Source organism: Alphaproteobacteria bacterium (assembly GCA_016722515.1).
Lineage (GTDB): Bacteria > Pseudomonadota > Alphaproteobacteria > Rickettsiales > JADKJE01 > JADKJE01.
The window spans coordinates 809157-822770 of record JADKJE010000001.1 but is presented as its reverse complement, the minus strand read 5'-3'; the positions used below and the strand labels follow the sequence as shown (position 1 = coordinate 822770).

At 46.4% G+C, this 13614-nt stretch carries 11 protein-coding genes, 2 tRNA genes and 1 rRNA gene; 8 read left to right on the top strand and 6 right to left on the bottom strand.

What is annotated here, in order from left to right:
• Positions 1–53 precede the first annotated feature (53 nt).
• From IPP74_03770 to IPP74_03755, 4 genes are all read left to right on the top strand, one after another.
• Positions 54–1100: an Mrp/NBP35 family ATP-binding protein gene (locus tag IPP74_03770; protein MBL0318405.1), complete on the top strand. Its 1047-nt coding sequence runs from the start codon at positions 54–56 to the stop codon at positions 1098–1100.
• A gap of 87 nt (positions 1101–1187) precedes the next feature.
• Positions 1188–2201: a hypothetical protein gene (locus IPP74_03765; GenBank protein MBL0318404.1), complete on the top strand. Its 1014-nt coding sequence runs from the start codon at positions 1188–1190 to the stop codon at positions 2199–2201.
• Positions 2202–3336: 1135 nt separating this feature from the next.
• Positions 3337–4837: ribosomal RNA gene (locus IPP74_03760) — 16S ribosomal RNA — on the top strand.
• Between the two features lie 130 nt (positions 4838–4967).
• Positions 4968–5198, top strand: coding sequence for a carbon storage regulator (locus IPP74_03755; protein MBL0318403.1), 231 nt, complete (start codon positions 4968–4970; stop codon positions 5196–5198).
• Positions 5199–5370: 172 nt separating this feature from the next.
• Here the strand turns inward: IPP74_03755 and IPP74_03750 are convergent, their stop codons facing one another.
• From IPP74_03750 to IPP74_03730, 5 genes are all read right to left on the bottom strand, one after another.
• Positions 5371–6723, bottom strand: coding sequence for a DUF2748 family protein (locus IPP74_03750; protein MBL0318402.1), 1353 nt, complete (start codon positions 6721–6723; stop codon positions 5371–5373).
• An 11-nt stretch (positions 6724–6734) separates the two neighbouring features.
• Positions 6735–8048 (bottom strand): class I SAM-dependent RNA methyltransferase, encoded by a 1314-nt coding sequence (locus IPP74_03745; GenBank protein ID MBL0318401.1) that lies wholly within the window; start codon positions 8046–8048, stop codon positions 6735–6737.
• Between the two features lie 196 nt (positions 8049–8244).
• Complete coding sequence (gene map, locus IPP74_03740; GenBank protein MBL0318400.1) at positions 8245–9036, bottom strand: type I methionyl aminopeptidase; 792 nt, start codon at positions 9034–9036, stop codon at positions 8245–8247.
• Positions 9026–9838: a 4-hydroxy-tetrahydrodipicolinate reductase gene (locus IPP74_03735; GenBank protein ID MBL0318399.1), complete on the bottom strand. Its 813-nt coding sequence runs from the start codon at positions 9836–9838 to the stop codon at positions 9026–9028. The genes map and IPP74_03735 overlap by 11 nt, the downstream gene beginning before the upstream one ends.
• A gap of 56 nt (positions 9839–9894) precedes the next feature.
• On the bottom strand, positions 9895–10326 hold the full coding sequence (locus IPP74_03730; GenBank protein MBL0318398.1) for a flavin reductase family protein: 432 nt from the start codon (positions 10324–10326) through the stop codon (positions 9895–9897).
• Between the two features lie 109 nt (positions 10327–10435).
• Here IPP74_03730 and motA point away from each other — a divergent pair, with 109 nt between their 5' ends.
• Positions 10436–11299: a flagellar motor stator protein MotA gene (gene motA / locus IPP74_03725; GenBank protein MBL0318397.1), complete on the top strand. Its 864-nt coding sequence runs from the start codon at positions 10436–10438 to the stop codon at positions 11297–11299.
• 22 nt (positions 11300–11321) lie between these two features.
• Entirely contained in the window at positions 11322–12254 is a 933-nt protein-coding gene (locus IPP74_03720; GenBank protein ID MBL0318396.1) for an OmpA family protein, read from the top strand.
• 156 nt (positions 12255–12410) lie between these two features.
• Here IPP74_03720 and rlmB read toward each other — a convergent pair whose 3' ends face one another.
• Positions 12411–13187: a 23S rRNA (guanosine(2251)-2'-O)-methyltransferase RlmB gene (gene rlmB, locus IPP74_03715; GenBank protein MBL0318395.1), complete on the bottom strand. Its 777-nt coding sequence runs from the start codon at positions 13185–13187 to the stop codon at positions 12411–12413.
• Positions 13188–13345: 158 nt separating this feature from the next.
• Here rlmB and IPP74_03710 point away from each other — a divergent pair.
• A tRNA-Tyr gene (locus tag IPP74_03710) sits at positions 13346–13431 on the top strand.
• Positions 13432–13514: 83 nt separating this feature from the next.
• A tRNA-Gly gene (locus IPP74_03705) sits at positions 13515–13588 on the top strand.
• The last annotated feature ends 26 nt before the right edge of the window (positions 13589–13614 follow it).

Here is a 13614-nt window from a genome sequence, read left to right as displayed (position 1 = left end):
AATATGATAGTATGCCTGTCTAATGTAAAGGAAATGCAAAGAGATTTCAAGGTATGGCGTTTATTTCAGAGACAATTAAACAATATTTAAAGGGAATTCGTGATCCATTGACTGGAGATGATCTGGTTGCAACGGGTATGATTTCGGCGGTGATTCAAAAGGGCAATGACATAGGTTTTGCGCTTGAATTACGCGGACATAGCCTGGAACAGGCGGAATATCTTCGCCAGGCCTGTAGCGAGCAATTAAAGAATATTGCCTCTATAGGGCAGGTAACCATTGCGTTGACGGGCCAGGCCCCGGTGCAGTCCCACAAGGAGCCATCACTGCAACGACAGTCATCGGACTCTAAAAAAATACCTATTCCAGGTATTGCGTCGATGATTGCGGTTGGTGCGGGTAAAGGTGGGGTAGGAAAATCCAGCGTTACGGTGATGTTGGCAGCTGCATGTAAAAAGCAAGGGTTGCGCGTCGGGATTGTCGATGCAGATATTTACGGCCCTTCTATTCCCAAAATGCTGGGAATCACCGCGCAGCATCGCGTTGAGGGGAATCAACTTGTCCCTGAAGAAGTCAATGGCATCCATGTGGTGTCGATGGGGGCTTTAATTCCTGAAGAAAACGCCACGATCTGGCGCGGCCCCATGGTCATTAAGGCTCTTCATCAATTGGTACGCCTAACCAAATGGCCCGAGTTGGATGTGCTTTTGATTGATTTGCCCCCCGGTACTGGCGATGTGCCTTTACATTTAGCACAAAATTATCCACTCACGGGCGCTATTTTAGTGTCCACCCCCCAGCAAGTGGCCTTGCTTGATGTAAAAAAAGCAGCACGGATGTTTAAGGCCCTGCAGGTTCCAATCATTGGACTTGTCGAGAATATGGCCTATGTTCCCTTGGATAATGGCCAAAAACTGCATGTATTTGGTGAAGGAGGTGCTCAACAATGGGCAGCTGACGAATCAGTAAGGCTATTGACTTCCTTGCCACTATTATCCGAAATATCCAAGGCTGGAGACCAAGGGAGTTTATTTCATTTTGACACTATAATGAAGGAACTTGCTTCAGTATTGTTGAATATTGTAATAATAAAGAATTAAAGTGGTTCGTAATTGACATGCACGATGGAACAGGGTATAATAGCATTCAAAGATTAACAGATTCTAAAGCATTTAAGGAGAACTGATATGCGTAATAAAGTTGGTGAAGGGATTAAAAAAGGAGCTATGGCTGTAGGAAGGACCGGCTTAGAAGCAGCTAAAAACCAAGGAGCTGCCGCAGAAGCTGACTGGGGATGGAACCACCCCGCCAAAGAGAAGGGTTTTAGACACAAAAAATTAGCTATTGGTGCTGCAGGACTCGCTGTCTTCGGTATCTGCGCAATCGTACTTGCCATGATGGTTCCTTTTGTTGCGCCCTATGCGCTACCAATTGGTATTGCTTGTTTAGTCGTTGGCGGAGTGACTCTTGCTGGAGTGACGGCCTCTCATTATGGGCCACATAAGGCACGTGTTGGGGCCAAAATTAGGCAGGAAAGAGGGGCTGACATTGATATCAACAAAAATTTACCATCTTTGTCTGTGAATACGTTAGCTAAGCAATTAGGATTCAACGAACAAGATAGGGACTTGCTTAACCGGCTTCCTAGTGATATAGTTACCCTTACTCCCGCCCAGCGTGAAAATGTAGTCGTAGGAAAGCTTAAGCATTTTTCAGTGGTAGTAGATGAAGATCAACCGCCAAAGCCATATCCTTCTGTAGACGAATTAGCACATCCTGATGCCGAAGTTTATTATAAAGGAAGACGAGTAGCTGATGGTGTGATGAGAAAAATATTGGGCGTTTTACCTCCAGAGGTGGTTCCACCAGTGCGGGAAACTATGACGATTGAAGTTTTTAAACAGAGTTTGGCGTTGCAAGACGATATGGATAGTGACGCTGCAAAGGGACAATTCAAAGCAGCTCATGATGCAGGTCTATTCTTTCAAAGACGGGCTAATGGTACAATGGGTGAAGTAAACATTGGTGGCGATGCCAATGCGGTTTGGACTGGTTTGAGACCCCTGATAAGAAATGGTTCATTGCACATGACGATAGAACCTGGAAATACTGAACTTGCTAAAAAAGTTCCTTCAGCAGGAATTTCTACTTACATGACTTCAGGAGCTAGACAAGCTGATCATCTTATGGCTATTGTTTAGTATTTCCAATTTGTTATTGATCATATAGTAACTAAAAAAGCCTGGGAGAAGTCCCAGGCTTTTTTTTACATACCAGGTAAATATATCGGCATGCAGGTGCAAGTCACGAAGTATGAATGATCGTGAATCATACAGTCTACCAGACCTGGACTTTTTTTGAATATTACTCATGTGCTTGCTCTTATTTTCCACTACTAACCCACGCAGCACTATGGAGAAAATATATAAAATAACATATATTTCAAAGCTGCATCTATCAAAGGAAACCTTAATCTCGATGAAGCAAAAATTATGCCTTGAAAAGGAGCATAGATTTATTTAATCAATGTGTATGACGGGTCCTGTTCTAAAATGAAGTGCAACACCTTATGATGTTTGTTGTTAAAGACAGATAATCAAAAAAATGTTGCGTATGAAAAGATATAGCCATTAAGTTATGATGAAAGAGTAAAGATTGCTCAGTGATCGGCCGTCCGGTGTGTACCGTTTATCGGGAGCTAATTCGCTGCTTGTTTAACGGCCATTCAGCTTACAGAGATAAGGATGGATATATTAAGAAGCGCGTCCTATACCTAGACCATTTCTCCGTACCATCCAAGAGCTCATACTCCCAGAATATCTAAAAATAAGGGAACGTGTGTAAACATGTCACAGTTAAAAAACAAGGGTGAAGCTTGATATTGGACACCATTGTGTCCTGCGAGGAAGGGGGGCTTATCCATTTCTTTGATAGCTACTCAGTTTTGGATAACAATTGTGATAATTCGTGAGTGCTATGACGTTGAGTGACGAGCACAATGCTCACTCAAGTCCTGCATATATCCTGTATATAAGGGTATGGAACAAGCAAAAAAAACGTTTTCCCACCCACCAACGCCACTCCTAAAAATAAAAAATCTATAGATTTCAATGGGATATAAAATAAATCGAAAAAAAGTGAATTTGGCAGTTGACAGGGGTGTCAGTAAGCGTTATATTAGCCATCCACGCCGCAATGAGCGACAAACTTAAAAGCGGCGAAGTTCTTTGAAATTGTTCATAAAGCAAACCAGAAGAAAATCATTGGCAGTGGTGCAATAAAACAAATGTTGCATCTTGCTTTGATTCATTCGAGACAAGTGCAACGTTAAATTCAAAATTTGAGAGTTTGATCCTGGCTCAGAACGAACGCTGGTGGCATGCTTAACACATGCAAGTCGAACGGATAAGGACTCTAGCTTGCTAGAGGATTCTGTCAGTGGCAGACGGGTGAGTAACGCGTGGGAATCTACCTTATAGTGGGGAATAACCATTGGAAACGATGGCTAATACCGCATAATCCCTAAGGGGGAAAGGCGCAAGCCGCTATTAGATGAGCCCGCGTTAGATTAGCTAGTTGGTAGGGTAATGGCCTACCAAGGCTACGATCTATAGCTGGTCTAAGAGGATGATCAGCCACATTGGGACTGCGACACGGCCCAAACTCCTACGGGAGGCAGCAGTGAGGAATATTGGACAATGGGCGAAAGCCTGATCCAGCAATGCCACGTGAGTGATGAAGGCCTTAGGGTTGTAAAGCTCTTTCAGCGGGGAAGATAATGACGGTACCCGCAGAAGAAGCTCCGGCTAACTCCGTGCCAGCAGCCGCGGTAATACGGAGGGAGCGAGCGTTGTTCGGAATTACTGGGCGTAAAGCGCACGTAGGCGGTTTATTAAGTTGGGTGTGAAATCCCAGGGCTTAACCCTGGAACTGCATTCAAAACTAATAAGCTAGAGAATAGTAGAGGATGGTGGAATTCCTAGTGTAGAGGTGAAATTCGTAGATATTAGGAGGAACACCGGAGGCGAAAGCGGCCATCTGGGCTATTACTGACGCTAAGGTGCGAAAGCGTGGGGAGCAAACAGGATTAGATACCCTGGTAGTCCACGCTGTAAACTATGAGAGCTAGATATCAGCTTTTAGTTGGTGTCGTAGCTAACGCGTTAAGCTCTCCGCCTGGGGAGTACGATCGCAAGATTAAAACTCAAAGGAATTGACGGGGACCCGCACAAGCGGTGGAGCATGTGGTTTAATTCGATGCTACGCGAAAAACCTTACCACCCTTTGAATGATAGCTAAATCTTATGGAAACATAGGGCTCAGTTCGGCTGGGCTATACACAGGTGTTGCATGGCTGTCGTCAGCTCGTGTCGTGAGATGTTGGGTTAAGTCCCGCAACGAGCGCAACCCTCATCCTTAGTTACCAGCGGTTCGGCCGGGGACTCTAAGGAAACTGCCGGTGATAAACCGGAGGAAGGTGGGGATGACGTCAAGTCATCATGGCCCTTACAGGGTGGGCTACACACGTGCTACAATGGTGGTGACAGAGAGAAGCGAAAGCGCGAGCTGAAGCAAATCTCCAAAAGCCATCTCAGTTCAGATTGCTCTCTGCAACTCGAGAGCATGAAGTCGGAATCGCTAGTAATCGCGGATCAGCATGCCGCGGTGAATACGTTCCCGGGTCTTGTACACACTGCCCGTCACGCCATGGGAGTTGGTTCTACCCGAAGTCGGCAAGCTAACCGCAAGGAGGCAGCCGCCCACGGTAGGGTCAGCGACTGGGGTGAAGTCGTAACAAGGTAGCCGTAGGGGAACCTGTGGCTGGATTACCTCCTTTTAAAGACATCATTAAGTATCGCTTTCGGGTGATACTTCATAGTCAAAAACTACCACCACTGCCTGTGATTTTCTTCCAGGGTAATGCTTTAGACAATTTCAATTCATCACCGATCAATGTGAGGCTTACTATGCTTTACCTCATGCGTAAAACAGATGAATCGGTGATCATCAATAACAATATTGAAGTTAAGATTTTGGAAGTCCGCGGAAAAACGGTTAAACTTGGTTTTTCCTTTCCGCCTGATTCCACGGTTCTGCGTAAAGAAATCCACGACCGTATCACCCAGGAAAATAAAGCTGCTTCTGAGTTTGTATTAGATGAACAAACGTTGAATGCGTTGAAGAACAACGAAGAGTAGCCTGTAAAAGGCATCAACCACCCTATTCATTGAAGTAATAGAGTTGCGCTATGCGCTAGTCGCGCAATAAAGCATTTTCCCCAAACTCCGTCATCCTCGACCCACTTGGGTCGGGGATCCAGCGTCTTCTCAACAACGCTTCTATCATTATTTCGTTGAAGTAATGGAGCCGTTACTCCTCACTCTTTACCTTTCGTCGCCTACGGTTATCCTTGGCTACCCGCCATAGATAATGAAAATACCCAACAAACCGTTTTTTAAACGCCTGCTTATCGCGCTTGCGCCTGAATTTAGCCCCCGATATCATTTCATATGCTTTAACACAGGAAGGAATAACCTCGTGATAATACATATGATAGAGATTAGGCATGGTTTGCCGAACAAAAGGATGCCCCCATTTTTGTACCTGCTGCGGTACACGCGCCATGGCCTCTACGCAGGCAAGGGCTTCGCGAACACTTGCGTTGGGACTATCATAGGCATCGGCTTTGGGTTCAATATTAAAAATCATGTCGCCAATGGCATCTTCAATCCCAAGGGGCGTACGTAGTTGTCGTGGTAAATTGCCTAGAAATCCTATTTTATGACACGAACAGCGCAAGAAGAAAAATTGCAGGCCTAATTTATAATGCCATTTGATAAAAGCACGCTTTAGCCAGTGCAAATGCTGTTCTTTATAAAATTGATATTGTTTTTGCTCTTCGACTAATCGCGATAATCCCTTTTTACGCGCCTTTTGCAGCACCATCTGCATATGTTGTTTATCCTGATAACGCGCCTGGCGGCAAGCGCGTTTTGGGTTAGTGGCATTCAGATTGGTGGAATGGCGGCTGATAGGATTACCGGCTCGGTCGCGGATGATATCGGAATAATGCCCCATCTCCTGTGCCGCAATTATCATCAATCGCGCCAGCGCGGGTGTGCCATCACCTTGGGTAGCACCGGGTTTGCTTTCATCAAAAGGGTCGCCATCGGCAGAAACAAAGATAGCATAATCTTTGCCATAGGTCGTTTGCATACCATTATTCCAGCGCAGGGATTCCCATGATTGAACATCAAGCAAATCACCAATGGAATAGCTGTAAGTAACGAACATTTCGACTTCTTCCCACAGCAATAAATAAAGGACAACGGGATGCGTTGCCTGAACCAGGGCCCGGGCAATTTTTAGCTCGATCTCTTCGGTAATGTGTGGCGATTTATCCACTTCATAACGCAAACGCTGAATGGTTTCATCCAGTTGCCCCTCACTGACAGAGTGCGTTTGCTGGTTCTTTAAAATATAACGTAGCACGTTGCGCGTGTTGATAACCAGGTGTGGATCATACAGTTGGCGGTAACTGAAAATCACATACGATGCGCCAAATGGGTAGGAATAGCGGACAAAATTTATTTTATCCCCCGTATCAATACGCAACAAGCCGGATCTTACCAAGCGTTGTGCCAACTCTTCGGTTTCGGTGTTGGTTTCAAAATCCTCAAGGGCTGGTCGATGGGCCAGAATGTGATAGAGGTTACGGTTCATAGTCAATGTTGCTAAGGACGATAAAAATAGGCAATGGATTCAGTATGACGTGTCCAGTAAAATTGGTCAATGGCAAGGAGCGATTCGAGTCGGTAGCCAGCTTCTTTAAGTGAGTGACTGTCGCGCTCCAGGCTGCTTAAGCTGCAAGAAACGAGAATGACATGTGGTACGTGCGAATGGGCAATTTCCTGGATTTGTGGACCTGCGCCGTTGCGTGGTGGGTTAATGACAATGGCTTTGGCTTCTTTGAGTTTGGTGGCTGCCACCGGCATATGATAGAGATCCTGCTTGAGTGCTTTTAAGGAACGATGATGTAATGGGTCCATATGCGATAAAGCTTGCTTCATGGCAAAGACCATATCAGCAGAACCTTCAATCGCCATGACCGTAAACCCGGCTTGCAACAATGGAAAACTAAACGTGCCGCAACCAGAATAAAGATCATACACGAGCGATGCGGCCGGCAACGAGGCTAGGGTACGCATGATAAAATCGGTCATCACCGTTTGTGCTTCGTGTGTGGCCTGTAAAAAGGCCAGCGGGGGAACCGAAACTTCGGCATCACCGAGCGTCAGCGTAACAGGATAATCCTGGATGGTGATGGTGGTATGCTTCGATTGCCAGGTAAGCCGTTGTCGGTGATGGAGTGTTGCGCAACGATCAGTAATCGTTTTTTTATCGTGGCTACTGAGCGCCACATGGGCATGGAAGATAACATCCATGACGTTAGCGGACGCATGATACGTCAGATGAATTTCATCGATGGCAGCTCCACATTCAAGGTGCGGCAGCCATTCCTTAAGGGCGAGTGCATAGGTGAGTAGTGGTTCTTTAACAATAAGACAGGTATGAATATCAACGACATGATGCGTTGATTCTTGAAAAAAACCAAGCTGGAATTGGCCATCGGTTTGGGTAATTTTAAAGACCACTCGCCTTCTTTTTGCCAGACCAACTTCGTAAAGCGGTAAAATGGCTGCTGTAGAAAAACCGGCGCGGTTGATCGACTCTGCTACCCATTGTTGTTTTAGGGCAGTATAGCCCTGTGAGGTTAAATGCTGTAATTGACAGCCGCCACAGGTGCCAAAATGAGGGCAGGGGGGAGTTGCTCGTTGCGGACTTTGAATAAGACGCTTGTTGCAGCGGGCTCGGATAAATTTGCTGGTGATGGTTTCGATGGTGGCGTTGATCCTCTCGTCTTTGAGGGTCAATGGAACAAAGATTTTAAAGCCTTCATAAAATCCAAACCCTAGTCCCTGACCACTGACGTTTATAATGGATAAATCAATGTCATCGCCGATCTGGAAGGGGTAATGGGGGGGCATGGGTGGTGAACCTCTATTTAGATCTTGAGTTTCTACCCTCCTCTCCGAGGAGGGGCAGATTCATGCTTTTGGGCATGAATCTGGGGTGGTGTGAGAGTAACGCAGTACTAAGCCTTAAAAGAGAAAAACCCAGCCTTGCCTTTCCTTCTCCCCCCTCCCTGAGAGGAAGAAAAGAAAGACAAGAGGACGCTCCCTTCTACGAATAAGGTGGGCAAAACAATCCTTGCGGCGATAAGGTAAAAATTTCAAACCCATCCCTGGTTACTGCGAGTGTATGTTCAAACTGTGCAGAAAGGCTGCGGTCTTTGGTGATAACGGTCCAACCGTCTTTCATCAACAGCGTATGGTGTTTGCCGGCATTGATCATGGGTTCAATAGTAAAAAACATACCTTCTTCCAGCACCATACCCTGACCCGGTTTGCCGTAATGCAGTACGTTAGGCTGGGTATGAAAAATTTTGCCAATACCATGGCCGCAATAATCGCGAACCACCGAATAGCCATTTTCTTCGGCGTAGCTTTGAATAGCATGACCGATATCGCCTAAAGTCGCCCCCGGGCGAACGGCTTCAATGCCTTTCATCATGGCATCATAGGTGACTTGGGTTAGGCGTTTACCTTTAATGGGAATATCCTGGCCAACAAAATACATGCGGCTGGTGTCGCCATACCAACCATCGAGGATAACGGTGACATCTATGTTCAGTATATCGCCGTCTTTTAATTTACGGTCATCGGGAATACCGTGGCAAATCACATGATTGATCGAAGTACAGATGGATTTAGGGAACCCCCGATAATTGAGCGGTGCGGGAATGGCTCCCTGCGCACTGATTTTATCGTGGCAGAGCGTGTTGAGTTCATCCGTTGTGACACCTGGTTTTACGTAGGGAATGATAAAATCCAGAATGGATGCAGCAAGCGCACCTGCTTTACGCATACATTCAACATCAGAGGGTTGGTGAATGACTACTGGATCATGCCCCATGGGTATTTCCTTGTAAGACATCTTTCATGGCATATAGCCCAGGTGCTTTTTGGCGTGCCCATAAACAGGCGCGCACAGCTCCCTTTGAATAGATGGTGCGGTTGGATGCTTTATGTGTGAGTTCAATGCGTTCGCCCATGCCAGCAAAGGTTACTGTGTGGTCGCCAATGACATCGCCGCCACGCAAGGTGGCAAAACCAATTTCTCCGCGCGGACGAATGTCTTCAATCCCTTCGCGTGACAATTTAGCTACGTCGTTGAAATGGCGATTGCGACCTTTGGCGGCCGCTTTTCCAAGCGAAAGTGCCGTTCCTGAGGGGGCATCTATTTTTTGACGGTGGTGCATTTCAACAATTTCAATATCAAATTCTTCCCCCAGGATTGCGGCAACCTGTTCGGTTAAGGCAAAGAGAAGGTTGACGCCAACACTCATATTGGATGACCAAATAATCGGTGTTTCGTTGGCGTAGGATTGAAGGACGTGCCATTGGGCATCAGAAAATCCAGTTGTGCCAATCACCAGGATCTTTCTGTACTGAGCGGCTAGTTGCGCCGATATGAGGCTGGCTTCAGGTGTGGAAAAATCAATGACTGCGTCTGCTGCTTTAAACAGTTCTTCGGCGTTGTCGCTGATTAAAACGTCGCATGCGGGCAGACCTACCTGCAAGGCGGCATCACGGCCAATCAGTGGATCGCCACTGGCAGTAACCGCTCCGGAAAGTGAAACATCCGGATTTTGCAAAATTTCCCTGATATGCTCCTTGCCCATACGGCCCGTTGCACCAAAGATGCCAATCTTCATCATGATATACCTTTAACTGAGTGCGTTATACTGACCACGGTAATATAAGAGAGGCTTTAAATCAACACGTGATTGAGCCTGCTGAACGCAGCCAATGACAATGTGATGGTCGCCTCCCTCCAGGATTTGATAAAGGGAGCAATCAATAGAGGCCAGTACGTCTGGAATATGAGGCGTTTGAAGGGATGACAGGCTGTAATCGATCTCCTTAAAGCGTTCACTGGTAGGGCCGGCGAAATGCTGCGCCAGCGATTGCTGGGTGGATGCCAGGATATTAATGGAAAAAAAAGCGGCTTGCATAAAATCCCGATGACAATGCGCGCGTTTATCCAGGCAAAAAGAACAAGTGGCGGATCCAGCGATACTGAGGTAAAGGAATTAATCGTAATCCCAATAGGATTTTTATCGACCGAAGCACAGGTAGCAATAGCAATCCCTGTCACAAATTGTCCAAGGGTTTGCCGAAATAATTCTGAGCTGACGGGCATGATGATCTCTTTTATTAAAGCTTCATTTTAACGTTTTTTTATGCATTCACAAGCATGATGAATGTTCTTAAGTCTCTTTGTCTTACGGTTGCGCACGTGTGGGGGTGTCATGCTTTTTTTTGTCGGCTTAATAGTAGTAATAGGGTGCGTGGTAGGCGGCTATATGGGCAATGGCGGCCATATGGGGGTGTTATGGCAACCCTTTGAATTTGTTATTATTTTTGGTGCGGCTTTCGGTGCGTTTATCATTGGCAACCCAAGCCATATCATTAAAGACGCGTTGCACAGTTTAAAAAACCTAGTTAAAGGTACGCCTTATAACAAGAGTGATTATAGTGAGTTGCTGGGATTTCTTTATAACATATTTAAAGTGATGAAAACCAAAGGCATGTTACAAATTGAAGCGGATATCGACAAACCGGAGTCCAGTGAATTATTCACCAAATATCCTAAATTCGCAGGCGACCATCACAATGTGGCATTTGTCTGTGATTATCTACGGATGTTGACGATGGGCGTGGATAACCACTACCAGTTAGAAGATTTAATGGTAGGAGAACTCGATTCACACCATCACCATTATGACGAAGTGGCAACATCGCTTTCGAATATGGCCGATGGAATGCCCGCACTTGGGATTGTTGCCGCGGTATTGGGGGTTATTCATACGATGGGTAGTATTACTGAGCCGCCGGAAGTTTTGGGGCACTTAATCGGGGGCGCGTTGGTTGGAACCTTTATGGGAGTGTTTATTTCCTATGGATTTGTGGCGCCGATGGCTGCGTTCATCAAAAAATATCAAACCGCCAAGGGAACCTATTTGCAGGTGGTCAAGGCGGCTATTATCGCCCATGTGCAGGGGAATGCGCCTATGATTTCAGTAGAAACGGCCCGTAAAATAATCCCTGATAAAATTCGTCCGTCTTTTAGTGAATTAGATCAAATTATTAATGGCTCAGGCGGCGAAAAATAACTGTCAGAATGTTAGGTTGGATATGGCTGGACCATCTATTGTCGTAAAAAAAATTAAAAAAGGCGAACATGGCCATCATGGTGGGGCTTGGAAAGTGGCCTATGCCGATTTTGTGACAGCGATGATGGCATTTTTCCTGTTGCTGTGGCTGTTATCAACGTCATCAGAAGAAACCTTACACGGTATTTCTGATTATTTTGCTCCAACCACCGGTGTCCAGGGAGAGCTGGGGATTGGTTTCAAAGGTGGTAAGGCCATGGGTAAGGAGGGTACCAAAGAAATAGCGATGGCAAAGCCTTCTATTACCAATGGTGCTGCACATACAGGGCCTATTGTTCAAGCGCCAGAAGATCAATCACAGGAGAATGAAGAAACGGAAAAGCAACAGCTTAACTTGATTGAAAATAATATCAGTGAGGCTTTGAAAAAAGACAGAGAATTGAAGGAATTGATGGACTCAATTATCATTGACCAAACGCCAGAAGGCTTAAGGATTCAGATAACCGATAAAAAAAATCGTCCGATGTTTCGTTATGGTGGGGTAACACTTTATCCGCATGCTAAAATAATGCTGGCTAAAATCACGGATATCGTCCGGTTTGTGCCTAATTACCTGTCGATCAATGGTCATACCACTATTACCAATGCCCTCCGCAAAGGGTATACGGACTGGGAGTTGTCGGCAGATCGAGCCAATGTTGTGCGCCAATTTATGCAAGAAAGCGGGCTGGACGAAGAACAAGTAGCCAGAGTTGTCGGCAAAGCTGACTTTGAGCCGCTTAAACCCGAGGAGCCCAACGCGCCAGAAAATGATCGTATATCGATTATTCTCTTGCGCCATTCGGTTCTTCCCTATCACCGACGCGCAGCACCGGATGGGGTGTTCTCCAAGGAAGGTGATAATGATGAAAAGCCGATGGAAGAGCCTAAAGTGCTGATACCCGAGAAAAAGTAAAACCACGACTCCGACTATTCCTTTCCTTCTTCCCACCGCTGGGAGGAGGGGCAGATTCAGGCTATTTTAACATGTTTCTGGGGTGGTAGGAAGGGAAGCGAGTGCCAAGCGCTACGTGTGCCAAGCGCCGCGAGGAAGCCCGGCGTTTGCGCTGATTCAAACCCTCGACACTTCATATAACGCAATCGCAGCGGCATTGGATACATTCAAACTCCCAATCGCACTGATAATAGGAATCTGCACAATCACATCACAATGCTTCAGTGTGCTGGGACGGATGCCTTTTCCCTCGGCACCTAAGACCAGGGCAATTTTATCGTATCCTTTCACCTTGGTAATATCCTGGGTGGCGGGCACATCTAGGGCAAAGCACCAGAAACCATAGTCCTTTAATTGGTCAAGGGTCTGATTGAGGTTAGTGACGGTAATTAAAGGAACCATGTCCAGGGCACCGGAGGCTGTTTTGGCAATAACGGCATTTTCATCCGGGGAGTGATGTTTGGGAACAATCAGGGCACCAACCTTAAAGGCAGCACAGGAACGCAAGATGGCGCCAACATTGTGGGGATCAGTGACTTGGTCGAGCAAGACAAGAATCTCTGGTTTTGCCGGCGATTCTTGTGCCTCGGACATGGCTAAATAATCACGCAAATCAAGTAAAGGCAAGGGCTCAACCTCGCAGGCCAGGCCTTGGTGGACGGCTGATTCGGGCACAAACCGCAAAAATTGCTTGGGGTCTAGGATTTCATAAGGGATTTTCCGCTCCAGGCATTGGGCTAACAGTGCGTCACCCTGTGTAAGGGCATTTTGGGTGACAACCAGCCTGCGGCAGACACGCAAGGGGTTAGAAACCGCGGCTATGATGGCGTGTTTGCCATAAATCCAATAAGAGCGCGAAGAAGAGGAAGACGAGAACTGCGTTTTTTTTGCCATAATTTTCTAATTTTCTCAAAAAGGTTAAAGTTATTCGTTGACATATCATAGCGGATGGTTTAAAAAGGGCAACCCACTACGTAGATAATTCTGCGTGCTGAGGTTATTGCAAAACAGCTTGAAAGCCCCGTTTTCAAAAAGGTCTCTTATTCCTTCGAGGAGGGGTGGCCGAGTGGTTAAAGGCAGCAGACTGTAAATCTGCCCGCTTATGCGTACGCAGGTTCGAATCCTGCCCCCTCCACCACCCTACGCTCTACGAGCTTCGGGTGGCAGGCCATAAGAAAGAGGCACAGAGGTTTTGCATATAAGGATAACCGCATGCCTTTCGCGGGTGTAGCTCAGTGGTAGAGCCCCAGCCTTCCAAGCTGGTTGCGAGGGTTCGATTCCCTTCACCCGCTCCAAGGCGAGTGAAGAATACTAAATACGC